The 26225-nt window shown below is 37.1% G+C and carries 24 protein-coding genes and 1 tRNA gene; 11 read left to right on the top strand and 14 right to left on the bottom strand.

Features of this window, described 5'->3' with window-relative positions; genetic code table 11:
* Positions 1 to 26: 26 nt before the first annotated feature.
* Complete coding sequence (locus ACJ5H0_RS01640) at positions 27 to 824, bottom strand: SDR family oxidoreductase (protein ID WP_411246871.1); 798 nt, start codon at positions 822 to 824, stop codon at positions 27 to 29.
* Between the two features lie 165 nt (positions 825 to 989).
* Here ACJ5H0_RS01640 and ACJ5H0_RS01635 point away from each other — a divergent pair.
* From ACJ5H0_RS01635 to ACJ5H0_RS01625, 3 genes are all read left to right on the top strand, one after another.
* Positions 990 to 1061: transfer RNA gene (locus ACJ5H0_RS01635), tRNA-Arg, on the top strand.
* Between the two features lie 526 nt (positions 1062 to 1587).
* A complete protein-coding gene (locus tag ACJ5H0_RS01630) occupies positions 1588 to 2535 on the top strand; it encodes an MBL fold metallo-hydrolase (protein WP_411246869.1) in 948 nt (315 codons plus the stop codon).
* An 84-nt stretch (positions 2536 to 2619) separates the two neighbouring features.
* Positions 2620 to 2793, top strand: coding sequence for a hypothetical protein (locus ACJ5H0_RS01625; protein ID WP_411246867.1), 174 nt, complete (start codon positions 2620 to 2622; stop codon positions 2791 to 2793).
* A gap of 43 nt (positions 2794 to 2836) precedes the next feature.
* On the opposite strand, the gene ACJ5H0_RS01620 is transcribed toward ACJ5H0_RS01625, so the two are convergent.
* On the bottom strand, positions 2837 to 3586 hold the full coding sequence (locus ACJ5H0_RS01620) for a DeoR/GlpR family DNA-binding transcription regulator (RefSeq protein ID WP_172283170.1): 750 nt from the start codon (positions 3584 to 3586) through the stop codon (positions 2837 to 2839).
* A gap of 81 nt (positions 3587 to 3667) precedes the next feature.
* Here ACJ5H0_RS01620 and ACJ5H0_RS01615 point away from each other — a divergent pair, with 81 nt between their 5' ends.
* Positions 3668 to 4231: a 5' nucleotidase, NT5C type gene (locus ACJ5H0_RS01615; RefSeq protein WP_411246865.1), complete on the top strand. Its 564-nt coding sequence runs from the start codon at positions 3668 to 3670 to the stop codon at positions 4229 to 4231.
* A gap of 440 nt (positions 4232 to 4671) precedes the next feature.
* On the opposite strand, the gene ilvA is transcribed toward ACJ5H0_RS01615, so the two are convergent.
* The 7 genes from ilvA to ACJ5H0_RS01580 all read right to left on the bottom strand — a co-directional run bounded on the left by ilvA (position 4672) and on the right by ACJ5H0_RS01580 (position 13488).
* Positions 4672 to 5904, bottom strand: a complete 1233-nt coding sequence (ilvA, locus tag ACJ5H0_RS01610) for a threonine ammonia-lyase IlvA (protein WP_411246863.1) — start codon at positions 5902 to 5904, stop codon at positions 4672 to 4674.
* Positions 5905 to 5927: 23 nt separating this feature from the next.
* Positions 5928 to 6989: a ketol-acid reductoisomerase gene (gene ilvC, locus ACJ5H0_RS01605; RefSeq protein ID WP_411246861.1), complete on the bottom strand. Its 1062-nt coding sequence runs from the start codon at positions 6987 to 6989 to the stop codon at positions 5928 to 5930.
* A 68-nt stretch (positions 6990 to 7057) separates the two neighbouring features.
* Positions 7058 to 7597 carry an acetolactate synthase small subunit gene (ilvN, locus tag ACJ5H0_RS01600; protein ID WP_228457034.1) on the bottom strand — a complete coding sequence of 180 codons (540 nt, stop codon included), beginning with the start codon at positions 7595 to 7597 and terminating at the stop codon, positions 7058 to 7060.
* An 8-nt stretch (positions 7598 to 7605) separates the two neighbouring features.
* Entirely contained in the window at positions 7606 to 9288 is a 1683-nt protein-coding gene (gene ilvB, locus ACJ5H0_RS01595; protein ID WP_411246859.1) for a biosynthetic-type acetolactate synthase large subunit, read from the bottom strand.
* A 68-nt stretch (positions 9289 to 9356) separates the two neighbouring features.
* Complete coding sequence (gene ilvD / locus ACJ5H0_RS01590; RefSeq protein ID WP_273647858.1) at positions 9357 to 11039, bottom strand: dihydroxy-acid dehydratase; 1683 nt, start codon at positions 11037 to 11039, stop codon at positions 9357 to 9359.
* The gene (locus ACJ5H0_RS01585) at positions 11032 to 11931 is read right to left on the bottom strand and encodes an aminotransferase class IV (RefSeq protein ID WP_172283179.1); all 900 of its coding nucleotides are present in this window, start codon (positions 11929 to 11931) and stop codon (positions 11032 to 11034) included. The genes ilvD and ACJ5H0_RS01585 overlap by 8 nt, the downstream gene beginning before the upstream one ends.
* Before the next feature lie 768 nt (positions 11932 to 12699).
* On the bottom strand, positions 12700 to 13488 hold the full coding sequence (locus ACJ5H0_RS01580; protein WP_411246857.1) for a helix-turn-helix transcriptional regulator: 789 nt from the start codon (positions 13486 to 13488) through the stop codon (positions 12700 to 12702).
* Between the two features lie 166 nt (positions 13489 to 13654).
* Here ACJ5H0_RS01580 and ACJ5H0_RS01575 point away from each other — a divergent pair, with 166 nt between their 5' ends.
* From ACJ5H0_RS01575 to ACJ5H0_RS01560, 4 genes are read left to right on the top strand one after another with little or no spacing between them, the layout of a single operon-like run.
* Complete coding sequence (locus ACJ5H0_RS01575) at positions 13655 to 14974, top strand: TolC family protein (RefSeq protein ID WP_411246856.1); 1320 nt, start codon at positions 13655 to 13657, stop codon at positions 14972 to 14974.
* A 9-nt stretch (positions 14975 to 14983) separates the two neighbouring features.
* The gene (locus tag ACJ5H0_RS01570) at positions 14984 to 16030 is read left to right on the top strand and encodes an HlyD family secretion protein (RefSeq protein WP_411246855.1); all 1047 of its coding nucleotides are present in this window, start codon (positions 14984 to 14986) and stop codon (positions 16028 to 16030) included.
* A gap of 5 nt (positions 16031 to 16035) precedes the next feature.
* Entirely contained in the window at positions 16036 to 16263 is a 228-nt protein-coding gene (locus tag ACJ5H0_RS01565) for a hypothetical protein (RefSeq protein WP_411246854.1), read from the top strand.
* Positions 16172 to 17626, top strand: coding sequence for an MFS transporter (locus ACJ5H0_RS01560; RefSeq protein WP_411246852.1), 1455 nt, complete (start codon positions 16172 to 16174; stop codon positions 17624 to 17626). Before ACJ5H0_RS01565 ends, ACJ5H0_RS01560 begins: the two co-directional genes overlap by 92 nt.
* 147 nt (positions 17627 to 17773) lie before the next feature.
* On the opposite strand, the gene ACJ5H0_RS01555 is transcribed toward ACJ5H0_RS01560, so the two are convergent.
* The 4 genes from ACJ5H0_RS01555 to ACJ5H0_RS01540 form a co-directional block, all read right to left on the bottom strand.
* A complete protein-coding gene (locus ACJ5H0_RS01555; RefSeq protein ID WP_273647854.1) occupies positions 17774 to 18277 on the bottom strand; it encodes an endonuclease V in 504 nt (167 codons plus the stop codon).
* 6 nt (positions 18278 to 18283) lie between these two features.
* Positions 18284 to 18652, bottom strand: a complete 369-nt coding sequence (locus tag ACJ5H0_RS01550; protein WP_172283190.1) for a VOC family protein — start codon at positions 18650 to 18652, stop codon at positions 18284 to 18286.
* Positions 18653 to 18763: 111 nt separating this feature from the next.
* Entirely contained in the window at positions 18764 to 19018 is a 255-nt protein-coding gene (locus tag ACJ5H0_RS01545) for a GNAT family N-acetyltransferase (protein WP_411246851.1), read from the bottom strand.
* Between the two features lie 171 nt (positions 19019 to 19189).
* Positions 19190 to 20242 (bottom strand): M28 family metallopeptidase, encoded by a 1053-nt coding sequence (locus ACJ5H0_RS01540; protein WP_411246849.1) that lies wholly within the window; start codon positions 20240 to 20242, stop codon positions 19190 to 19192.
* A gap of 89 nt (positions 20243 to 20331) precedes the next feature.
* On the opposite strand from ACJ5H0_RS01540, the gene ACJ5H0_RS01535 reads away from it, so the two are divergent.
* A complete protein-coding gene (locus ACJ5H0_RS01535; RefSeq protein ID WP_411246848.1) occupies positions 20332 to 21471 on the top strand; it encodes an aminotransferase class I/II-fold pyridoxal phosphate-dependent enzyme in 1140 nt (379 codons plus the stop codon).
* Positions 21472 to 21534: 63 nt separating this feature from the next.
* On the opposite strand, the gene ACJ5H0_RS01530 is transcribed toward ACJ5H0_RS01535, so the two are convergent.
* Positions 21535 to 24276, bottom strand: a complete 2742-nt coding sequence (locus tag ACJ5H0_RS01530) for a sodium-translocating pyrophosphatase (protein WP_411246847.1) — start codon at positions 24274 to 24276, stop codon at positions 21535 to 21537.
* 132 nt (positions 24277 to 24408) lie between these two features.
* Between ACJ5H0_RS01530 and ACJ5H0_RS01525 the strand changes: the two genes are divergently transcribed.
* The gene (locus ACJ5H0_RS01525) at positions 24409 to 24573 is read left to right on the top strand and encodes a hypothetical protein (RefSeq protein ID WP_411246845.1); all 165 of its coding nucleotides are present in this window, start codon (positions 24409 to 24411) and stop codon (positions 24571 to 24573) included.
* A 1-nt stretch (position 24574) separates the two neighbouring features.
* Positions 24575 to 26137, top strand: coding sequence for an amidohydrolase (locus ACJ5H0_RS01520; RefSeq protein WP_411248047.1), 1563 nt, complete (start codon positions 24575 to 24577; stop codon positions 26135 to 26137).
* The last annotated feature ends 88 nt before the right edge of the window (positions 26138 to 26225 follow it).

Genomic DNA, 26225 nt, shown 5'->3' with positions numbered 1-26225 from the left:
ATCTGCACTGTTCTTTGAATGAATATTTATATAAATTGCTTTCCGAATTGTTCACGGAATGCTTCTGCTCCCATCTCCAGACGTTGTGCATACAGCTCATTAGCATCTTTACCTGCAACATAGCGAAGTTGCTTTTTACCGTCGGTAGCAGCTTCATATACTACTTCAGCAATTAATTCAGGCTCTGAAGCCCCTTCCATCATCGCTTCCGTATTGGAAAACATAGTATTGATCATTGGTTCATATTCCGGTTGGGTACCCATATCCAGCGACCTACTGATAAAATCTGTTTTAATCCCGCCTGGAGAAACGGTTTTTATATCTATCCCGAAGGTATTCAGTTCAAATGCCAGGCTTTCGCTCCATCCTTCCAATGCCCACTTCGTGGCATGATAGGTAGATCCTAATGGAAAAGCAATCAAGCCTCCAATAGAAGTTGTAGTAATGAACATTCCGCTTCTCTTTTCCCTGAAATAAGGAATAAAAGCCTGTGTAACACGGATCACTCCCAAAAGATTGGTATTTAATTGTTTTACGATCTGATCATCTGTTAAAGCTTCCAAAGGTCCTATTAAACCATATCCCGCATTATTGAATACAAGGTCTATCGAACTCATCTCCAATGCCTTTTTTACTGTAGATTTGATCTGTTCCGGATTGGTAACATCCAAAGGAAGTAACGTTACATTTTCTAAAGTATGCAGTTCGGTATCAGATTCCGGATTTCTCATCGTTGCTATTACATTCCATCCTTTGCTTTGAAATAATTTGGCACTCGCTTTTCCAAGTCCTGTAGAGGCACCTGTTATAAAAATTGTTTTCATTTTTTGTTGTATTAAAATTACAATACAAATGTCCGTACTCGGAAAATGACTGAAGTTGCCAAAACGGATATTGATGTAGCCAAAATGGAAATCAGCCTTTTTGAAAGAAAAAATGGCTGAACATGGCTTATTTTTAAATGGATATTAATATATTTGACCCACTAAGGCCTCATAGTTCAATGGATAGAACAAAAGTTTCCTAAACTTTAGATCCAGGTTCGATCCCTGGTGAGGCTACACATCACCTTTTGTTCAAAGCTCTAAAAATAGTATCCCCCGAAACATTCAAAATCGGAATTAAACAAGCGGCAACTTTATTTGAAGTGAAAGTTCTTTTTTTTCAACTATGAAAAAAAGAACTTGACGCTACTTTGGTAAAGTAAGTTTCATAATTATTTTTGATAAACGACTAGTATAATTCACCACTTTATGATCATGATCATAAAAACAAATGGATAGCAATCACTATTTTTGAATACGAAACATCACCTTAATAATAATTTTCATCATTTTAGTCTAAAGCTTCCCTCCAGCGGGAAGCTTTTATTTAATAAATTATTACATGCTTATATGTAATGCATTTGCAGCAGGGGCTTTTCATTTATGAGAAGCCCTTTTCCCTTATTTCAGAATTGTAATAAACATAATTATAATTACCTGGAGTCTTACAAAACATAGATTTCTTTAATTTGTTTTGTGATCGCTATGTTTTAAATTAAATTTGTATTCCCATTATTCCTCATAACAATAACACGTATTTTACATGATAAAACAATTTTTCAGCCTGGCTATTATTTTGTCGACAGCCATTTGTTCCGCACAGAACAGCTTCAAAGTAATCCCATTGGGGATTTATGGTGGAGGTGATGAAAGTAATTTATCCAGCTACATGGCTGCTCCGGTGCATTCTGACAATTATATTACTCTTGATGCCGGAACAATACGTTCCGGAATTGAAAAAGCAATAGAGAAGGGAAATTTTAAACAAAATTCTGCATTGCAGGTGATCCAACAAAATATCAAAGGCTATCTTATCTCCCATGCACATCTTGATCATGTAAGCGGATTGATCATCAACAGCCCGGATGATACAAAAAAGTCCGTGTATACACTACCTTCTGTTGGAAACATCATTACAGATAAATATTTCTCGTGGCAAAGCTGGGCTAATTTTACCGATACCGGAGAAACACCCAGGTTAGGTAAATATAAAATGATCAGTCTGAAAGAAAACAGGGAAATACCTCTAACAGACACAGAAATGTTTGTGACAGCTTTTCCGCTTAGCCACGTCAACCCTTATGAAAGTACAGCTTTTCTTTTACGGTATAATGACGATTACCTTCTTTACCTGGGAGATACGGGAAGCGATCGTATAGAAAAAAGCAATAAGCTCGAAAAACTCTGGAAACAGGTTGCTCCATATGTAAATAAGCAAAAGCTAAAAGGAATTCTAATAGAAGTTTCTTTTCCAAATGAACAACCGGATAAATCATTATTTGGACATCTTACCCCAGCGTTATTGGAAAATGAATTGAATATTCTAAATGGTTTTTGTCAACACGGAAAACTAAAAAACGTCCCTGTAATCATTACCCACCTGAAACCTGTGGATGATAACATAGAGAAAATCAAGAAGCAACTGAAGGAAAAAAATACTTTGGGAATTCGGTATATTTTTCCTGTACAAGGAGAAAAAATCACTTTGTAAAAAGATAAACAGGTTATTTTAAATAACAGATAATTTCCTATTACATAATTCATTACATTTGTTTTACAACTAAAACTATGTACTATGAAAAATTTAAAATCATTGGAAAGAAGTGAACTAAGACGTATTAATGGTGGATACCTGCAATGTCCTGCCAACCTGAAATGTGGTGATGACTGGTGCTGCATTAACGGAGCATGCCGTCCAAGATCACAAGCAGGGCCTAATGGGTTATGCATGGCCATTATTATCGATTAGAATTGATCAAAAGGCAAAGAAAGTTATTCTTTGCCTTTTGATTTTACCGTACTTCTATACCCGCTTCTATATAAGGTTTTAAATAATCAGAATCGGGATCAGCTTCTGTGATGATCACATTTAGGGAATTCGTGGCGCATATGTAAAAGGATTCCGATTTTCCCAGTTTATCTGAGGTCGATAAGGCAATCGTACATTTTGAAGTTTCTATCATTACTCTTTTAACCAGACTATCTTCGTAATCATCTCCCGTCACACCCATCTCCAGATCAATACTGCAAACACCCAGTAGACAGATATCTGCCCTGATATTTCTTATACTTTGTATGGTTTCGTATCCTGTTGTAGAGAATGAAATTTTATTCAGCATTCCCCCCATAAACAAAACTTCAATTTCTGTATGGTCTTCCAAAAGGGAAGCCACAGGAAAGCTATTGGTGACAACAGTTAAAGCGATATCCTTTGGCAAATTCGCTACTACAGCCAATGCTGAGGTTCCTGAATCCACAAGCAGAACCATTCCGGGAGTGATATATTCCAAAACCTTCTCTGCAATCATCTTTTTGTGGGCCACATCAATATTCTGCCGGTCCTTAAAATGCAACGGCATTGATGACCGTTGAAGAGCACCACCACGGACAGCTTTAAGCAACCCTTTATCGGATAATTCTTTAATATCCCGGCGTATGGTATCTTCAGATACTTTAAGGGTTTTGCTCAATTGATCAAGCAAAACCTTTTTGTCCTTGGCCAGATATTCCAGAATGCGATCCTGTCTTTCAGCTTTTATCATAACACAAATATAGAAAATATTTATTGCAAGATAATGCAACTTTATGCAATATTTAATATATTTGTTGCAAATAATCGCAAAATGAAAAATAAAAAAGAAACGATCGCTATAGATATGGATGGTGTAATAGCAGATGTAGAGGCACAATTAATCGCCTGGTATCACAGGGATCATGGCATTTTAATCAGCCGGGAAGATATGATTGGTAAACCGGAACCGGACGCTTTTCCCAACAAAGAAGTAATATTCGAATATCTGCAAACTCCGGGATTTTTCCGCACCTTGCCAGTGATGCCTGGTGCCATAGAGGTAGTACAGGAACTGATGAAAGATTATGATGTATATATTGTGACAGCAGCAATGGAGTTTCCGCTTTCATTATATGAAAAATACCAATGGCTGCAGGAGCACTTCCCTTTTATTTCATGGAAAAATATCATTATGTGCGGAGATAAGAGTGTAATCGATACGGACTACCTTATTGATGACCATATTAAAAATCTGGATTTCTGTAAGGGAAGACCAATTATGTTTAACGCAGGACACAACAGTAATATAGATCACCATCAAAGAGTAAATACATGGGGTGAAGTACGGACATTATTCAATGATATCAGGAATTTAAGTAAATCTGAAGCTGTTTAAGCCATCAGGAATAATCGTACCGATTTGATTTATCTAATAAACTGAAATAATTTACTCTAAAAACTAACCCTTCCAATAATAGGAAGGGTTTCTTTTTACAGGAACATTTATCCTATAATAAAAGAAAACCGGTGAGATATGGCCTCACCGGTTAAAAAAACAAAAATTGATATGGATATGATTAGTTGTGTTATTTTTATTATACTTTCCAAAAAACAAACCGTAATAATTGAGAGTAATTATCTCTCTATTTCTTATTGTTATTTTGCTACAACAAATTTATATTTATTTAGAATGAATAAAAATAATAAACACCATGACATTTATCAGTTTAGCCTTATTTTAAGTATCCATAAGACTATAAGGGGTATTTATTACCGGTCAAAGCTTATGTTTACCAAATAATCAAGCCACTTACAAAAGTGGCTTGATTCATTAATCTAAATTAAAATATTCATCATATTGGGGGAATCATTGAGATATGATTCATAATACCCTGCCTGCTTCATTCTCTTTAATAATCCTTCAAAGTCTGAAAAAGAAGGAACTTCAATACCAACGATCGCTGAAGCAGTTTCCCGGGAATTCCTTTTGGTATATTCAAAAAAAGTAATATCATCCGATGTTCCCAAAACACTCAGAACAAATTCTTTAAGAGCACCCGGTCGCTGAGGAAATTTTACAATAAAATAATGTTTCAATCCTTTATAAAGCATTGCCCTTTCTTTAATCTCCTCCGTCCTTGTAATATCATTGTTACTTCCGCTTACAATGCATACAACATTTTTTCCTGCTATCTCTTCTTTACAGAGCTCCAGTGCAGCTATCGTCAATGCACCTGCAGGCTCAAGCACCATTGCATCCTTGTTGTAAAGTTCCAATAAAGTTTCACATACTTTCCCTTCATGAACAGCAATACACTCATGGATATGGTCCCTGCAGATTTCAAAAGTAAGGTCGCCTACCTTTTGAACAGCAGCTCCATCTACAAATTTATCAATTTGCAACAATTCGATATTGGTTCCGGCTTTTACAGATGCCTTCATCGATGCAGCTCCCTTTGGTTCTGCAATAATGATTTTCGTTTGAGGTGATAAAATCGAAAACACAGTGATAATACCGGCTGCTAAACCACCTCCTCCAAGTGGTACAAGTACAAAATCTATAGGATCCTTTGCTTGTTCCAGAATTTCCATGGCCAAGGTAGCCTGCCCTTCAATGATTTCCACATCATCAAACGGATGGATAAATTCAGCTCCCGAATTTTCACTGTATCCTATGGCCGCATTCTTTGAGTCATCAAAAGTATCGCCTATAAGCTTTATTTCAACATACTGTTCCCCAAACATGGCTACCTGCTCCAGTTTTTGCTTAGGAGTCGTGACGGGCATGAAAATCGTTCCGTTGATCTTTAGTTTCCTGCATGCAAAAGCAACGCCTTGGGCATGATTTCCTGCACTGGCACAAACAACACCATTTCCGGTTTTATCATTTCTGTGGAGGCTGTAGATTTTATTATAGGCACCCCTGATCTTATAGGAACGGACCGGTTGCATATCTTCCCTTTTCAAAAAAATATTCGCTCCAATCTGTCTGGAAAGTCTAACGCTTTCCTGCAGTGGTGTTGTATTGACAATATTTTCCAGGGTTTTCCGGGCCTTTTTTAACAGCATCTAAGGAAGGGAAAGTAATGGTTTTACTTTTCATATTCATATTCTCTATCCGGACGTAACGATCTTACGACTTTCCCGGCTTGCCATAATTCGCTGTTTCTCAATTCTTCAAGCTCTTTATTAAGACCTTCCCTGTAATTTTCTTTACTGTTACTTGAAATTGATTTTTGTGATTCAGTTCCTTCTTTCACACTTTGATATAGTTCTTCAAATACAGGTTTAGTAGCATCATAAAACTTTTTCCACCAATCTAAAGCTCCTCTTTGGGCTGTCGTTGAACAGTTGGCATACATCCAATCCATTCCGTTCTCTGCCACCAAAGGCATTAAAGATTGTGTTAATTCCTCAACGGTTTCATTAAAGGCTTCGGAAGGTGAATGTCCCTGAGCTCTCAATACTTCAAACTGAGCTGCAAAAAGTCCCTGTATTGCACCCATCAATGAGCCCCTTTCTCCTACCAGATCACTATATACTTCTTTCTTAAAGTTGGTTTCGAACAAATATCCGCTACCTACCGCAATCCCTAATGCAATTACTTTATCCTTTGCATTTCCCGATGCATCCTGATGGATGGCATAACTGCTGTTCAATCCCTTACCTTCCACAAAAAGTCTTCTTAAAGATGTTCCGGATCCTTTAGGCGCTACCAAAACCACATCTACCTCTTTAGACGGTACAATGTTAGTCTGATGATTATAGGTAATTCCGAAACCATGTGAGAAATATAATGTTTTTCCAGGGGTAAGGTGTTTTTCTAATGTTGGCCAGAATTCGATCTGTGCAGCATCACTTAAAAGATAGCACAGAATAGTTCCTCTTTGTGCTGCTTCTTCTAATTCAAATAATGTTTCACCAGGAATAAATCCATCTTGTACTGCCTTATCCCAACTTTTAGAATTCTTACGTTGTCCGACAATTACATTGATTCCGTTATCCTGAAGGTTTAAAGCCTGACCAGGTCCCTGGATACCATATCCTAAAACCGCTACAGTCTCATTTTTTAATACATCCTGCGCTTTTTCAATTGGAAATTCTTCTCTTGTTACTACATTTTCTTCTACTCCTGCAAATTTAATTAATGCCATAATTTTGTTTTTAATTGTTATTTTTCCGGCCAATTCTGGCCACATTATATATATTGAACTTGTGTTTTTTATTGATAAGCCATTTTTTCAAGGGCCGTCAGCTTTTTATGGAAAGCTTCATTGGATTTAATAACTGCTACTCTTCCGCTTCTGATAAACTCTATAAGACCATGGGGCTCCAGAAGGTCAAGGAAACGGCCTATTTCTTCATGATGTCCCACAATCGTAAAAACAGTATAATCATTTCTTACACTTACGATGGTTGCACCATATTGTCTTAAAATCCTTTCAACATAGAATTTTTCAGAAACGACATTGGTTTCTATTTTAAAAAGTGCCAGTTCCTGCCATACGATTTCTTCATTGGTATTGTAATATACTTTTATCACTTCTACCAGCTTCTGAATCTGGCGGGATATTTTCCTTACAGTTTCATATGTAGTTTCCACTACAATGGTAAACCTGGAAATACCTGTAATTTCTGTCGGTGAAACATTCAGGCTGTCTATATTAATCCCCCTTCTTGAAAAAACCGTTGCTATTCTGGCGAGTAATCCTACCTGGTTTTCTGTGAAAACGCTTATGGTGTATTCCTGTTTATTCATCATATTTATTTTTATTTTAAGCGGATTTCACTTACGCTGCATCCTTGTGGAACCATCGGGAAAACATTATTTTCTTTCCCTACTTTTATTTCCAGAAGATAAGATCCCTCTGTTTCAAGCATTTCTTTTAATGAAGATTCCAGGAAAGCTCTCTCTTTTACATGCTTTGCTTTAATGCCATAGGCTTCAGCAACAGCAGAAAAGTCTGGACTGGTAATATCCACGAAAGAATATCGCTTGTCATGAAAGAGTTCCTGCCATTGACGAACCATCCCGAGAAAAGAATTGTTCAGAACAATCATCTTTACCCCTATTCCGAATTGTGAAATAGTTCCCAGCTCCTGGATGTTCATCTGAAAACCACCGTCTCCGGCAATACAGATCACGTGCTTGTCAGGATTTGCCATTTTTGCACCTATTGCTGAAGGAAGACCAAATCCCATTGTTCCAAGACCACCGGAAGTGACGTTTCTTTTTGATTTTTTAAATTCAGCATATCTGCAGGAAATCATCTGGTGCTGTCCCACATCCGTACAGATGATGTACTCGCCATGGGTGAGTTGGTTCAGGTATTTTAACACCTCTCCCATGGTAAGTTCTTCTGTTTCCGGATTCAATTCCTTGTGTACAACCTCAAGATTTTCTTCACGATGCAGTTCTTTAAACTGATCCAGCCACTCTTTATGTGAGTTTTCTGAAAGAGCCTGAGTCAGCAGAGGAAGTGTTTCTTTACAATTACCAAGAACAGGGACATCCGCTTTTACATTTTTATCTATTTCCGCAAGATCAATATCGAGATGAACTACTTTAGCTTGTCTGGCATATTGATCCAATTTTCCGGTTACACGATCGTCAAATCGCATTCCTACAGCGATAATCACATCACAATCATTGGTTAATTTGTTAGGAGCATAATGTCCATGCATTCCTAGCATTCCTACATAAAGGGGATGTTCTGTAGAAAGTGCTCCTAAGCCCAAAGCAGTAGAAGCCGCAGGAATGCCGGTTTTTTCAACCAAATCCTGTAACTCTTTTTCTGCCTGTCCTATAATCACTCCTTGCCCGAAAAGTAGGAATGGTCTTTTAGCAGCGTTGATCAGTAAAGCAGCCTGCTCAATATATTCATGCCTGATTCGGGGTTTAGGATGATAAGACCGGATGGAATTACAGGCCTCATATCCTATAAAATCCATTTCCTGAAGTTGTGCATTTTTAGTAATATCCACCAATACAGGACCTGGTCGCCCTGATCTTGCTATATAGAAAGCTTTTGCCAAAGCTGTCGGAATATCTTTAGCATCGGTTACCTGACAGTTCCATTTGGTAACAGGAGCGGTAACATTGATCACATCTACTTCCTGAAAAGCATCAGATCCCAAAAGGGATGCATATACTTGTCCGGTTATGCAAACAACCGGTGTGCTGTCAATCATAGCATCTGCAAGTCCTGTTACCAGATTGGTTGCTCCCGGGCCACTGGTTGCAATAGCTACCCCGGTATGGTTCGAAGACCTGGAGAACCCCTGTGCTGCGTGGATTGCTCCCTGTTCATGTCTAACGAGAATATGCTTTAAATCGTCTTTGTAATCATATAATGCGTCATAAATCGGAATAACAGCTCCACCAGGATATCCGAAGATCGTATTGACGTTTTCAGCTTTCAGGATTTCCAAAATAACTTCTGCCCCTTTCAATTTTTTTTATGGTCTGTGTAGACCTTTCTGTTTCTAATGCATTAAATGTTGATTCCATTATATTCAATTTAAAAATCTGTTATACATCCCTGAGAGGCATCTGATACCAGCTTTGCATACTTGTATAACACCCCTGTTTTTACTTTATAGTCCGGTTGTTTGAATCCGGCTTTTCTTTCTTTTAATTCTTCATCTGATATAATCAGGTTGATGGTATTCTTTACAGCATCTAGTTCGATCACATCATTGTCTTTAACCAAACCAATTAATCCTCCTTCAAAGGCTTCAGGTGTAATGTGCCCTACCACAAAACCATGAGTTCCCCCGGAAAAGCGCCCGTCAGTAATTAATGCTACATTCTTACCTAGTCCGGAACCCATCAATGCAGAAGTTGGTTTCAACATTTCAGGCATTCCAGGAGCGCCTTTAGGGCCTTCATTCTTAATCACAACTACATCACCTTCCTGGATTATTTTGTCTTCAATACCTTTGATAAATTCTTTTTCACCATCAAAAACCCTTGCTTTTCCTTTAAAAAAATTTCCCTCCTTACCTGTAATTTTGGCCACACAGCCTCTTTCCGCCAGGTTGCCGTACATAATTCGGATGTGGCCTGTTTCTTTTATAGGATTGCTGATATCTCTGATAATATCCTGTTTCCTATCTATAATTGAAGTAATATTTCTAAGGTTTTCTTCCATTGTCTTTCCGGTTACCGTAAGGCAGTCTCCATGAAGAAGTCCGAGATCCAATAGATATTTCATCACAGCCGGTACTCCTCCTACCTCATGAAGATCTTTCATCAGGTACTTGCCGCTAGGTTTCAGGTCAGCCAGCAAAGGTGTAGTATCGCTAATCTTCTGAAAATCATCCAGCGTTAAATGATGACCAATACTCTTTGCTATTGCAATGAAATGGAGGACTGCGTTCGTGCTTCCCCCTAAAACCATAATGATTCTCAAGGCATTTTCAAAAGCCTTTGGCGTCATGATATCGGAAGGCTTGATGTCTTTTTCCAGCAATATCCTCATATAATGTCCGGCAAACTCACATTCTTCCTTTTTCTCTTTGCTTAGAGCCGGATAAGAAGATGAGTATGGTAAGCTCATACCCAGTGCTTCAATCGCCGAAGCCATTGTATTGGCTGTATACATACCACCACAAGCCCCCGCACTTGGACAGGAGTTTTTGATGATTCCATCATAATCTTCATCAGAAAGCTTTCCTGCAATCTTATTTCCCAATGCTTCAAAAGCAGATACGATATTGAGATCATTGCCTTTATAGTGTCCTGCTTCTATGCTTCCCCCATATACCATGATCGATGGCCTGTTTAATCTCGCCATTGCCATTAGGGAACCAGGCATATTTTTATCGCATCCCGGAACTGTAATAAGACCGTCATAGTACTGTCCTGCACACACCGTTTCAATGCTGTCTGCAATCACATCCCTGCTGACAAGAGAATATCGCATTCCATCTGTCCCATTGGTCATTCCGTCACTGATCCCTATGGTATGAAACATCAGGCCAACAAGATTCTGTCCGTTTACTCCCTTTTTAACCAGTTCTGCCAGCCCGTTAAGGTGCATATTGCAGGTATTTCCGTCATATCCCATACTCGCTACTCCAACCTGGGCTTTATCGAAATCCTCTTTTTTAAAGCCGATTCCGTAAAACATCGCCTGGGTTGCCGGTTGAGTAGGATCCTGAGTGAGAACCCTGGAATATTTATTTAATGTTTCACACATACAACGCTTGTTTTAAATAGGAATAATCTTCTTCAAAAACCAGATGTCTGTAAGCTTTTTGAATCAAAGCAGACACACTGTTTTCCCACTTCAGTTTAAATGGAATATTATTCAATGATTCTAACGCAACCACTTCCGCTGCAGTACCACAAAAAAATCCGGCATCTGCTCCTTCCATTTCTTCAGGTTTAAAGAATTTTTCTTCGTAGCTAATCCCTAGCTGATCGCATATCTCGAACATTGTAGCTCTGGTTATCCCTGGAAGAATACTCCCTTTTGCCGGTGTATATAATTTTGCATCCTTTTCATAAAAAATATTGGCTCCTGAACTTTCCGCTACATTTCCATTGCCATCTAAAAGCATTGCTTCGTCAAATCCTTTATCTTTGGCTTCCTGCGATGCAAGAATAGAATTTACATAATGACCACTCGCTTTTGCTTCTATTCTAAATGCCTTCGGATTGGGGCGCTCAAAAGAAGAGGTCATTATCCTTGCATGGTCGGATAAGTATCCGTTATCCCAACTCCACGCTTCAATAATCAAAGAACTTTTGTTTCCTTTTGAAAGGCTCATATTTGGAGAGCAAATTACTAATGGCCTGATGTATGCATTACTTAAATTATTCATTTCCAAAAGCTTATAGGTCAAGTCAATCATCTCTTCCGTAGAATAATCAAAAGGAATCATCATCAATTCTGCTGATTTTTTCAGGCGGTCATAATGTTCTTTTGCCTTAAAAATTTTGGTCCCGTTCTTTGTTTTGTATGATTTAATTCCTTCAAAGACAGCATATCCGTAGTGAAGTGATTGTCCGTAAAGACCCGTAGAAGCAGTAGTAGCCTCCTGGAACTTTCCGTCATAATAAAGCATCGTTTTCTCGTTGTAATACATATTTATTTTTTAAATTATTTTAAGTTCAGACATAAAAAAAGCCATTCTCATCAGTCGGGTCAACATGGTAATAAACCTTACTTAACCTGTTCCGATTCCAAAAGCAGTACATGAAGTTCTTTTCTAATTTTGATTCAAAACTAAGGCTTGTATATTTTCTATCTTTCATATTTCAATTAAAATTACAATATTCAAATCACGATAAAATAAATACAAAACACTAATAATCAATAATTTAAATTATCTAATTCTACAATAGCAGAATTATAAAAAGACTTCACTTCTGCATTATAAAATCATTAGTCCTACAGTACTTTGATTTGTTAGATAAAAAGCACCGGATGTATCATTGCTATCCGATTGAAAAGAATGATTGCAAACTCCGAATGATTTCAGAACCTTTTTCAGATTATGGAGTTTAAATTTTTTTGTTGTAATACATATTTTAATTTTTTTAGATTTTTTAAAATTCGGGCATAAAAAAAGCCATCCCGGATGAGGATGGCTTTCTAATAATTTTATAGAGTTTCAACAATACCATCGCTCATCACCGGAATCCGATAATGACAATAACGATAGTAATAATATTGTTGAATGTACTGTTCACTTTTATTTTTTGATGTGACAAATGTATAAACTTTTTTTAATTAAAAAAATATTTTATCATTTTTTTAATTAAATCTCAATAAAAAGCAAAATGATTAATGGCATCAATAATCCCTGATAGAAAAGCTTCAGATGCAATTACAGACGGGAATAATTATTTCATTAAAGCATCGATTTAAATTCTGTTGGTCTCATATTAGTCAGTTGCTGAAATGTATTGCTAAATGCTGAAATATTGGAATAGCCAATTTCATAAGCAATCTCACTCATACTCAGAGTGGTATCTTTTAGTAATTCCATTGCACGAATGATCCTTACCATCTTTACATACTGGATAAACGAAATCCCCAATTTATTGGTAAATATACGGGTCAGACTTCTTACACTAAATCCAAATTTACCCCCTACTTCTTCTAGTGTGAGTGGGTTTTCTAAATTGTTTCGAACAAATTTTATAATTGCAGTAAGACGTTCATCACTGGTGGTAGGCAACTGGATAGAAAATTTTTTCAAATTCTCCTTAGGAAGTAAATGTTTCATAGTGAGAAGAAATTCATATTCCCATGAATCTGGAAAGAAATCTCCATTCCAATCCTTTCCGAAATTCAAAAGCTCAGAAAGTAGATTACTAACAGGATATATCCCCAGATCATCGTAAAATGGATGATTAAATTTTTCTTCCTCCGGAAAGTAAATATTAATGATATCAAGATCCTTAGAATTGAACATCAAATTATGCGAATACATTTTAGGCATCCAGATATAGTGACTGCGTGGAATGTAAAGATCTTTTTCTTTTGTTCTCAATTTTGCCATTCCACCAATAACCAAAAGCAACTGCCCTTTCTGATGCCTATGCATGGGTAGTCTTTGTTCCCATTGCTGACGGATCATCAATATGGATGCAGGATGAGCATCTACTTTTTCTCTTACTTCTTTTATCGTTTTCATAGGCAGGAGTCGATTTTAAAATTTTACAACAGAACACTGATAATGACTTATCAAATAGAGATAAACTTAAAAATATTGGCCAGAATAAACAAAAATAAGGCTAATATTATAAAAAGACTCATTTTAATCCACAATAATTTTGCCAGTATAAAAATGTAATCTGACAATGAAAAGATATATCATACTTCTGTACCTGGCTGTTTCGGCTGGTATAAAAGCACAAATAAAGGATAATCCCTCCGTATTGACATTGAATGAAATCTGGAATATATCAGAGTCACAAAACAAACAATTGAAACTTGCAGAACTGACAAAAGAAGAAAGCGATATCAGTATTTTAGAAGCAAAAGATAAGCAATTACCAGAATTGTCTGTCGTTGGAGATTTTCGTCTTAACTCCAAGTTTCTTCTGTATGAAAATGGTCTGTTTTCGTCACCTCAAAGTGTTCCAATTAAGGGATATGGTTATGCATTGGGCTACAATCTGGATTTCAATCTTTATAGTGGAGGAAAAGACAAAAGAAACATTGAAATTAAAAAAGAAGAGAAAATACGCAAACAATATGAGTTTGAATTACAGAAAGATAATGTAAAATATATGATCGCTGCATCCTATTACGATCTGTACAAATTCCAGGAATTTGAATCATTTATTTCCTCCGAAATTTCTAGCGAAAAGAAGCAGCTATCCACCATTGAAAATCTTAACAAGAATGGTATTGTATTGAAGAGTGATGTATTAAGAATCTCAGTCAAACTATCTCAATTGCAACTCAGTGATTCGGATGTAAAAAAGAAAATTGATCTTACCAAGCAACGACTCAACATTCTGATGGGAAGAAGTAGTACTGAGCCACTGGATATTTCTTCTGAAGATATTCTGGAAAACAACAATTTACAAGGATCTAATTATGAAGACTATCTTGCAGCTGCACTCGATAATTCACCTGATCTTAAGATTGTTAACACAAATCAGACATTAAGTGAGCTTAATATTAGGCAGGTAAAATCAAGCCTATTACCAAGGATTTCTTTATACTCCAGATACAACTATACGTATCCTCAAATTTCATTTTATCCATACTCCAATGATCTCTGGGGATTTGGTCAAATAGGTTTAAAGGTAACCTACTCTGTAGACAATCTTTATAAGAGTAAACACACTATTGCTCATGCATATAACCTGAAAAAACAGGAGATTGAAAAGAGCCGGATAAAACAAGACGACCTATCGATTAAAGTAAGAGATGCTTTCCTTGAAAGAGAACAGGCAAGAGAAAGTGTAGAGACAGCAGAACTTACCATCCGTCAAAGTACTGAAAGTGTGAGAGTAATCAGAAACAGCTACCTCAATCAGCAATCTCTTCTGACCGATCTTTTAGATGCTGAGAACATTCTGTTACAAGCTAAATTCAATCTTACATCTGCTGAAGCAAATTTAAGACTAAGCCATATAAAACTATTGATTATCACAGGAACACTTTAAAATAAAATTATGAACAAGAATAAAACAGACCGTATTATAGTAGTAGCAACACAATGGTTAGGAATACTATTATTAATCGTAATCATCACTTGGGCTGTACTTCATTTCTGGAAAGGATATTGGTATGAGCAGACCAATGATGCACAGATAGAAGCTTATCTATCACCTATAAATGCTAAAGTTGGGGGATATATCAGCAAAATTTATTATCAGGATAATCAGGAAGTCCATAAAGGAGATACTCTCGTACGTATTGAAAGGGATGAATATGATCTTAAAAAAGAAACAGCTTTAGCAGAATTAGCGACATCGGAGGCCAAACTCCCTATACTAAGCGCCAGTGAACAAACCCAGATCAAAAATATTGATGTCATAAAAGCCCATATTTCAGGAATCAAAGCTAAACTGGATCAGCAGCAAAAGGAATACGATCGCTATAAAAACCTTCTGGCAGATGAATCGACTACTCAACAAAAATTTGATAATGTACATACTTCCCTATTAACCAATCAATCGGATTACAAAGAAACGCTCGCATCTCTTCGGGTAGCAGAGTCAAAACTCAATGATATACAAGCACAACGTTTCGCAATAAATGCTGAAATAAAAGTAAGACAGGCATCTATAGAAAGACAGGATCTCGATATACGTTATACGGTAATCACGGCTCCATTTGATGGTAAAATAGGAAAAAAAAACATTCAGGAAGGACAACTGATTCAACCTGGGCAGACTCTGGCATTTCTTGTCAATAAATCGCAGGAGAAATGGGTGGTAGCCAATTTCAAAGAAACACAGATCAAGACATTCAAAATAGGCCAAAAGGTCAATATAGAAGTGGATGCTTTTCCAGGAGAAACATTTTCAGGTGTCATAGAATCCTTATCTCCTACTACAGGTTCCCGCTATTCTCTTCTACCACCAGATAATGCTACAGGCAATTTTGTAAAAGTAATACAACGTATTCCTGTAAGAATCAAACTTACAGAAACCAAGGAGAAACTGTCCGGGCTATCTGCAGGAATGAATGCTAATGTGTATATCAACAAAAATTAAAGCTAATGGAAGCCCACAATATGCCCATATTTAAAAGTTGGATCCCTGAATGGCTGGCCAGAAGCATTATTTTTACCATATTAATGGTCTCCTTATTCAGCTTTGCTCTGTACGGAAGGCCTATCAGTATGGCAGGATATTATGGAGTCCAGCCAACAGATGTTCAATATGCTATGGTACTTACCTATTCTTCTGCAGTCACTTTTTTTAGCTTTAGATTTTCGTATTACTAAATATTTTGCACCCAGGAAATATCTGATAATAGGATTAGCATTAAATTCGGTGAGTTCACTCATCTGTTTTTATTCTAAAAACTGGGGATTATTTCTGGTATGTGGAGTCGTTCAGGGAATTGCCTGTGCACTCATTTGCAGTATCATCCTCAATATGGTTTTTTCCCGTTTATCTTCCACGAGAGCAAGAGTTATCGGTTACAGTATTTTCTATGCAGCCATACAGATCGCAGTTCCCGTATATACTATTTATAGTAGTATTTTACTTGATGTCTTAGACTTTAACTGGCTGTTTTTCGGATTGATTTTAATGCTCATTACTCTGCTTTTTGTGATTTTAATAGGCATGAATTCAAAAGCCAGGTTTTCAAAAAAGATTCCTCTCTACAGAGTAGATTGGATCGGGTATCTCTACTATCTTACATTTTCCTCTGTTATCGGATACATTTTGATATATGGACAGCAGCTCAATTGGTTAGATAGTCCAGTTATTGTTCTGTTGGGCATGTTCTTTATCATCCTATTGTTTCTTTTTATAGTCCGGGAAAACAGGTTAAAACATCCATTGATTAATTTACAGATCTTTAAAGCCAAAAATTTTGTCATCGGTTTATTATTGCTTTTTGTTTTTTATATTTTTAAAGGAACGACCGGCCTTACCTATGGCTATATAGAAGTTGTCCTTGCCACTGATCCTCTCCATATTATTCCTGTCTGGATAGGCGTTATCTTAGGTACAGCAATCAGCATGGCAATCACTGCTCGTTTTATCTTAATGGGGATTTCCTTGATAAGAATTATTATCACAGGATTTGTCATCATGGCCTGCTATTATTTCTACATGTTACAATTTGTATCTTCTACGGGCGAAACAAAAGACTTTATTCTTCCAATGTTCATCTATGGAGTTTCTACAGGGGTCTTGTTTGTTCCTATTGTATCATTTATGGTTTCTTCAGCACCTCCAAAGGTTGCCTTCAATGCTGCTTTTCTTGGTATTTTTGCTAGATTCTTAGGATTTAGCAGCAGTATGGCTGTAAACAATTATACACAATTATATACCAGATCTGAAGCCAATGATAAGCTCAGAGAATCATTGACAGAAACGAATCCCCAATTATCAATTACCCTGCAGAATATTCAACAAGCTTATTTGAATGCAGGCAACGATATGTATACTTCCAAAGGAGCCTCAAATGCTTACTTCAATTATTTTATAAAACAACAGATATTAATACGCTCAACAAAAGATTATTATGATATTATGCTGATCGGATTGCTTGTTGTAATTGTTATTTTGATATGCTTACCTGGAATTCAAAATATTGTTCTCAGATTGCGAAAAGGAAATGTACCTTATTAAACTGGTTCGTAAATTCCGTTTATTATGGACTACATTAACGAAATAAGAAGCAGAATTATATATTCTGCTTCTTATCCGTTTTTATCCTTTTATAAAATTTAAAATTCTGACAAAGTCCTCACCTAGCTGTAGATAAGAAGGTTGTAATTAAGCAATTCTTGTCAATTGATCTAGTTTTTTCAACAATGTCGGTATTCTGTACAATCCGTGCATTTTCTCTATTTTATTTTTTAAGAAATCCACATCAACTCCTTTCGAAGTAAGAAATAATGGTGTTTTACTTTCCCCCCTATAGATTGTTCTCCGCTGAGAGTCAGGAGCAGAGAATTCATTTTTTGCAATTCCCACAACAGGATATTTTTCTTCTAATTTTTCATATAAATATCCTCCGAGTCCAATCTTACCTTCATTATTGAGAGTCACATAACCATCTACTAACAGAATATCTCCATTTTTGAGATCAATCTTTGATAATAAACTTAGAATACATGGAAGTTCCCGTTTGTAAAAAGCTCCACTTTCGTAGTCAGAAGTTATAGGAGTTTTTTCACTGTAAGCTGCTGTTTCCAGATCATCTTCCCAGTCTTTGAATGCCAGACAGACTGTGTAGGCGTAATTCTCATAATAGTAGGTATCAAAAGCGTAAATCATCTTCAATTAATGGTTGAAAAATTCTCCAAAATGCCATAAAATACCAGAAGGATCATGCACGAAACATTCTTTTCCCCAATTCAGGGTTCTTACGGGCGTTAGTTTTATAGTATTATATTTCTCTGTCAAGTTCAAATCCAAAAGTTCCTGCCAATATTCATCCACATTTTCTACTTCAACAAAGATCATGGTATTATCAATCCACTCTTTCACATATGCATCCTGAAGATAGAATGCAATATCTTGTTTTTTAAATAATGATAATTTTTCTTCTAAAACAATTTCCTCAAATCCCAGATCCGTATAAAAAGATCTGCTTTCCATAAAGTTTTGAGCACCAATAAATGGTCGAATTGATTTCATTTTTTGTTTCATGGCTTTATTTGTTTCCAGGTTTTATAAGTCATTTCAAATTTAATTTCGTGCTTTCCATGAGTTCCTGTTTCATTCCAGCCTATCTTCCGGTAAAACTTTTCAGCTCTTGTATCAAAAGCTGTTCCCAGCCAAACACTTTTTTTTAGTTTGCTGAAAATACCAATCCAGCATGATGTGGTGAAGCTTTTGTCCTACTCCAAGACCTTCAAAATCTGGGTGAACAAATAGTGCCCAAATGTTATTTTCTTTCAAATCAACAATTGAAAAACCGACAACCTGATCATTGATTTCACACACCCAACCTTTCCCTCTTTCAAATAAAAATTCTTCGCAATCTTTATCAGTAACAAGATCAGGATTTGACAATCTATTTTCTTTTACAGCATTTCTCACTATATGTATCTGAAAAATATCTTCTGATTTCGCCTCTCGAATTACCATCACGTAATACTTCAATAAAAATAAATAAACAACTATATAATAAATAATTACATCATTTATATAAAGTAATTAATTATAGTATTTTATTATTATCTATTATTTTCTATCAACCGTAATTCTCTCCGGTCTATTGGCAATTTCCCACGCTGTTGTAAATACCAGCTGAGCTCTTTTTTGCAATAAACTGAAATCAATCTTTTCAACATCATCGGTTGGTTTATGATAGTCTTCATGGATTCCGTCAAAGAAAAAAGCGACAGGAATATTATTCTTTGCAAAGTTATAGTGATCCGATCTGTAATACAATCTATCAGGATCATTAGGATCATCATATTTATAATTAAGTGCTAAATTATTGGTCTTTTTATTGGCAGCTTCATTAATTACTTTCAGCTGTGAACTCAGCATTTCCGAGCCTATTACATACACATAGTTTTTTCCTCTGTTTTCAGGATCATCCCTTCCGATCATATCGATATTCAGATCTACTACCGTATTGGCTAATGGAAACACCGGATTGTCCGTATAATATTCTGATCCGAATAATCCATGCTCTTCTCCCGTTACATGCAGGAATAAAATGGATCTTTTGGGTCCGTTACCGGCTTTCTTAGCACTTTGAAAAGCTTTGGCTATCTCCATCACAGCTACAGTTCCACTTCCATCATCATCAGCCCCATTGTATACGATACCGTTCTTCGTACCTACATGATCATAATGCGCAGAAACCACAACTATTTCGTCAGGCTTCTCAGAACCTTCAATAAATGCAAGGATATTCTCAGAATCAGGAAGATTTCTCCCTCCTCTCTGTTGCATGAAAGATGCGGGTACTTTCTGATAATATGAACCTAAAGCTTTTGGATAAGAAATTCCGAGATTTTTGTAAAATTTAACCATATACTCTCCTGCTTTTTTCTGTCCCGGGCTTCCGGTATCCCTGCCCTCCATTTCATCGGAAGCAATCACATATAAATTTTGCTTCAGGTCATCTAGCTTAATTTCTTTATATGCAGATTGAAAAGCTTTCTCAGACTTAGATATTGCCTTTGAAGCCGATTGCCCGTTTTGATTTTCCGATGTCACTTTAGCAGTTTCGCAAGCAGATAATATCGCGACAGCCAATAGTGGAATAAGTATTTTTCTCATTACAAAAATAATTTTACTAAAAGTAACAAAATTTATTTAATCTATAACCGATTCTAAATTTCCTTATATTTGATATAAACACGCAAAAGGTGGAAAATATTTACGGATTTACACATTATTCTTTTTTTACTGATATGTCTGAGCTGGCCGCAAAGCATAACAGTTATGATTTATCACTAGGGTTACCTGATTTTGATATTGATCACCGCCTCAAATATTACCTTAAAGAATCAGTTGATCTGATTCACCATCAGTACGAACCGCTTGCGGGTAGCCCGTCTCTTATAGAATCCATCATCAGGTTTAATGAAAAACGTAAAAATCCGATCCATCTGAAAAAGGAAGAGATCACCATAGTCCCTTGTACAACCTTTGCCTTATATACGGCTTTAAAAAGCATTATAAATCCCGGAGACGAAGTGATTATTATCCAGCCATCCTATTACACTTATGCTCCTTCTATTGTTCTCAATGGTGGTGTTCCTGTATATCATGATCTTGGAAATGATTTTGATATAGATTGGGATAAACTTCAATGCTGTTTATCGGAAAAGACCAAAGCGATCATTGTGAATTCTCCACAAAACCCCACCGGCAAAATATGGTCAGAACAGGATTGGAATCATCTTTATGATCTGATCAGTCATCAGGAAATCTATCTTATATCGGAAGAAATCTACGACACCTATTGCTATGATGAACAGGAACATTACAGTTCCTTTTTACACAAAGAGCTTAGAAAAAGAACGTTCTGCATTTTCTCCTTTGGTAAAATGTTCCATACAACAGGCTGGAAAGTAAGCTATTTGCTTACACCGGAACCTCTATCCTCTCAATTCAGATGTCATCAACAGTATATTTCCTATAGTGCCAATGGTCCTGCTCAATATGCTATTGCAAAATACCTTGAGGTTTTTGATCCCCTGGAAAACAAGCTCCTTATGCAAAAGAAGAGAGATCTGTTGAATGAATTAATTAAAAATACTCCTTTAGTTGTTGAACAGCGATCAGAAGGAAGTGTCTTTCAATTGGTTAACTTTAGAAACGTTTCTAAAACCATGACAGATGTTGAATTTTCAAAGTGGCTGACCACTGAAAAACAGGTCGCATGCCTTCCTTTGTCAGCCTTTTATAATTCAAGGCAAAACTCTGACTATGTAAGATTTAGCTTTATTAAAAGCGATGATATGATCATCCGGGCGATGGAACATTTAAAAAAGAACCTCTAGTTAGATTGCTCCACATAAAAAAGCACCGCAAATTGCGGTGCTTTTTGTAGATATTTTTTCGAATTATAAAGAAAGGACCCTTACGTCAATCCTTCTGTTCTTTGCTTTACATTCATCGGTATCATTTTCTTCACAAACAGGGAATTGGGAACCATATCCCTCTGCTTCTACTCTATCTGACGGTATACCCATTTCTAAAAGTTTCAGTTTAGCTGTTTGAGCCCTTAAGTTGGATAGTTTTTTATTACTGTCAGGATTTCCTGTATCATCTGTATAACCACCTAATTTTATCCTAAGACCCGGAAAAGCATTCAACAGTTCAGCTAAATTAGCCAGCTGAGCATCAGAACCCGCCTTAAGATCACTGGAACCACTTTCAAAATAAAGATTTTCAATTGTGTACCAATGATTAGGATCCAGAACAGATTGATTTTTGTTTTTTATGCTGTTATACATCTCAAACAGACGGCTGTTTTCTCCAAGTGAAATGGTTTTTCCATTGTTCAGCTTGATTTCCTTGATATTTCCGGTTTCATATACAAAATCTCCGTTTTCATTCAAATGTCCTTTGATTTCGGCTGGAGTTACAGTAATTCCAGAAACTCCCGGATCCATATTTTCAACACCTGAATGTGCACCGGCTTTGCTCAATAAATTTTCAATTGTCGCTTTTCTTTCAGCTTCAATCTTATCTTTATGTAAAGTGGCCAATGTAGGCGCAATCACCAAAGAAACAATAGACATTAATTTAATTAAAATATTCATCGATGGTCCGGAAGTATCTTTGAACGGATCCCCCACAGTATCACCGGTTACAGAAGCTTTATGAGGCTCTGAACCTTTATAATAAGTCTGACCGTTGATATCTACACCTTTTTCAAAAGATTTTTTGGCATTATCCCACGCACCTCCGGCATTATTCTGGAACATCCCCATCAGAACACCACATACCGTAGCTCCGGCTAAGAATCCACCCAATACTTCAGGACCAAAAATAAAACCTACTAATAAAGGAGATATAATCGCTATGGCTCCCGGAAGCATCATTTTTCTTATCGACGCATCCGTTGATATGGCAACACATTTTTCATATTCGGGTTCAGCAGTCCCTTCAAGAATTCCCGGGATCTCTCTAAACTGTCTCCTTACTTCTTCCACCATGGCCATTGCCGCCTGCCCCACCGCTGTGATTGCCAGTGACGAGAAAATAAAAGGGATCATTCCCCCTACAAATAAACCGGCTAAAACATCAGCCCTGTATATATCGATTCCGTCAATTCCTGCAATTCCTACGAATGCCGCAAATAAAGCCAGGGCTGTTAATGCTGCAGAAGCGATAGCAAATCCTTTTCCTGTAGCTGCGGTGGTATTTCCTACGGCATCAAGAATATCTGTTTTCTCACGAACTTCTTTCGGGAGTTCACTCATCTCAGCAATTCCTCCGGCATTATCAGCAATGGGTCCAAAGGCATCAATCGCTAACTGCATAGCTGTTGTCGCCATCATTCCGGCCGCTGCAATAGCCACCCCATAAAGACCGGCGCATAGATAAGATCCGTAAATACCTCCTGCCAAAACAATAATAGGAAGTAAAGTAGACTCCATTCCTACAGCAAGACCTCCGATAATATTCGTTGCGTGACCGGTCGAAGATTGTCTCACAATACTAGAAACCGGTCTTTTACCAATCGCTGTATAGAATTCAGTGATGATACTCATTAAAGTTCCTACCACCAATCCTACCATAATAGCCCCGAAAACACCCATTTTGGTAAATTCATGACCTCTTAATACCATTGTTTCAGGTAAAATATAAGTAACCAGGAAATAAGAAGCTACCGCAGTAATTACGATACTTCCCCAGTTCCCCAGATTCAATGCATTCTGCACACTGGAAGTTGAAGCTCCTTCATTGTCATTAATTCTGACAAATAAGGTCCCTATGATGGAAAAAATGATCCCGGTTCCTGCAATAAGCATCGGAAGCAGAATGGGAGCAAATCCCCCAAAAGAATCCACCGAAATTGTCTCTCTTCCCAGTACCATTGTTGCCAGAACAGTGGCTACGTAAGAACCAAATAAATCGGCTCCCATTCCTGCCACATCCCCTACATTATCTCCCACATTATCTGCAATGGTAGCCGGATTCCGGGGATCATCCTCAGGAATTCCTGCCTCCACTTTCCCTACAAGATCCGCCCCTACGTCGGCCGCTTTAGTATAAATACCGCCGCCCACTCTGGCAAACAATGCAATAGACTCTGCGCCTAAAGAAAATCCGGTAAGGATCTCAATCGTTTTTTCCATCTCATGAGAATCAACCAGAGCATCAGCAGCAAAGATCTGCTTAATGATCAGGAAAAGAGCTCCTAAGCCCAGGACGGCTAATCCTGCAACCCCCATTCCCATTACTGAACCTCCTGTAAATGAAACTTTTAAAGCTTTAGACAATGAAGTCTTCGCGGCTTCTGCAGTTCTCACATTGGCTTTGGTTGCTATTTTCATCCCAATAAAACCAGCAGAAGCAGAAAAAATAGCTCCTACCACAAAGGCAATCCCGATACTCCAGTGGGAATTAGAATTACTCATTCCCATTACGGCTAATAAGATCGCCACAACTACTACGAAATAAGTTAAAATCTTGTACTCGGCCTTTAGAAAAGCCATCGCACCGTCAGCGATATGCCCGCTGATAATTTTCATTTTTTCATTTCCGGCATTCTGTTTTTGCACCCAATTACTTTGTATAAAAGTGTATAGTAAAGCAATAACACCAAAAACCGGAATTAAATAGAACAAATCCATAGTTTATTATTTTTATATTAATAAATAGTAATTAGTTTTATAAATATAACAAAAATTCTTATGGTTTATTAAGACTAGGCCGATAATATATTTATTCGTAAATTTAAGAACACCACAAAAACACGATATTGTATGAAAGCATCAATTTATTTACTATTTTCAGTAATTCTTATTATTATCAGCTGTGCAGGAAGACCTCAGAAAGAAAAAGCAGAAATTCTTTATTTTGGAGGAACAATTTTAACAATGGAAGATACACTTCCCCAGGCGGAGGCAGTAGTTTTAAAAAAATGGTAAAATACTTTTCGCCGGAACAAAGGCAGAAGCCGACCACTATACAGATGAAAAAACGAAGATTATCAATCTTGAAGGGAAAGTTTTACTTCCCGGTTTTATTGATGTTCATAGCCATCTCACTTCAAGAGCGGGGATGCTGCAGGCAATCGATCTGTTTCCTGAACCTTATGGTACGGTTAATTCCATTAAAAACCTTCAGAATACCATCAGAAAATACCTTAAAGACTATGCTATTCCTGCTAATCAACCAGTCATAGGCAATGGGTATGATGATGCCATCATGACCGAACACCGACATCCGACCAGGGACGAACTGGATGCTATAAGCAAAACCAATCCTATTATTGTTATTCATACCTCAGGTCATGCAAGTGTAGCCAATACCGCCATGCTAAAGCTTTTAGGGATATCAGATTCTTCAAAAGATCCGGAAGGAGGCCATTACGGGCGAAATAAAAAAACAGGAATGCTTAATGGAAAATTAGAAGAAAACGCAAGCTTTTCAGCGCTTCTTTCCCTTACAGAAAAAATGAGTAAACAAACAGGAAATGCTCAGGAGCAAGCCATGCAGAATCTTAAGAAAGCTCAGGATGAATGGCTCAGCTATGGCCAGACCACCATCTGTGACGGAAGGACAATGGGCGAAAGTGTGGCCCTTCTGGAAAAAGCGGCATCCGAACACGTTTTTAAAGCAGATGTTGTGTATTTTCCCGATTATGAGTATTTCAAAAAGGAGCTGAGTACCTTTAAGCCGAAATATATGAAATACAACAATCATTTAAAACTTGGCGGTTTTAAATTTTCAGATGACGGCTCGCCACAGGGAAAAACGGCCTGGCTTACCCAGCCTTATCTCGTTCCTCCCGAAGGCCAGTCAGCAGATTATAAAGGCTTTCCGATATTTTCTGACCAGGTCTTATACGAGGATCTGAAAACTTTATTTCAAAACAATATCACCGCACAGCTTCATGTAAATGGTGATGCTGCTATTGATCAGGCATTACGGGTGATCGGAAAACTGAAAGAGGAAAATATTTACAGGCCGGAACTTCGTGTCACCCTGATCCATGTTCAGAACAGCCGTCCGGATCATATTCAGAAAATTAAAGATATAAGGCTTATTCCTTCTTATTTTTCTACTCATGTATATTTATGGGGAGACTGGCATTACTCAAGCGTTTTCGGGCCGGAAAGGGCATCATTCATCAGTCCTGCAAATTCAGCGTTAAAGGCAGGAATTATCTTCACCATGCATCACGATGCTCCCGTTACGCCACCCGATTTGATTACAGCAATGTATTCTGCAGTGAACAGGAAAACCCGTTCCGGAAGGATCCTGGGTCCCAATGAACGAATAACCCCTTTTCAGGCATTAAAAGCCATCACGATTAATGCAGCTTATCAGCTTCAGGAAGAAGAAAGGAAAGGCTCCATCAAAGCTGGAAAACTTGCTGATTTTGTCATATTAGATCAAAATCCATTAACCATTGATCCTGAACAAATCCGGAATATTAAAGTATTGGAAACGATTAAAGAAGGAGTTTCTGTTTATCAAAGAAAATAGGAAGTTCTTATAATAAGATCAAGGGTTATATTTAATGACCGGAGGTCCTTTTCCCTCTTCATCTAATTAAAAATATAAAGAAGGCAGA

Origin of the sequence: Chryseobacterium proteolyticum (genome assembly GCF_046591535.1) — a bacterium.
GTDB classification, from domain to species: domain Bacteria; phylum Bacteroidota; class Bacteroidia; order Flavobacteriales; family Weeksellaceae; genus Chryseobacterium; species Chryseobacterium proteolyticum.
This window is presented reverse-complemented; position numbering and strand designations above follow the sequence as displayed.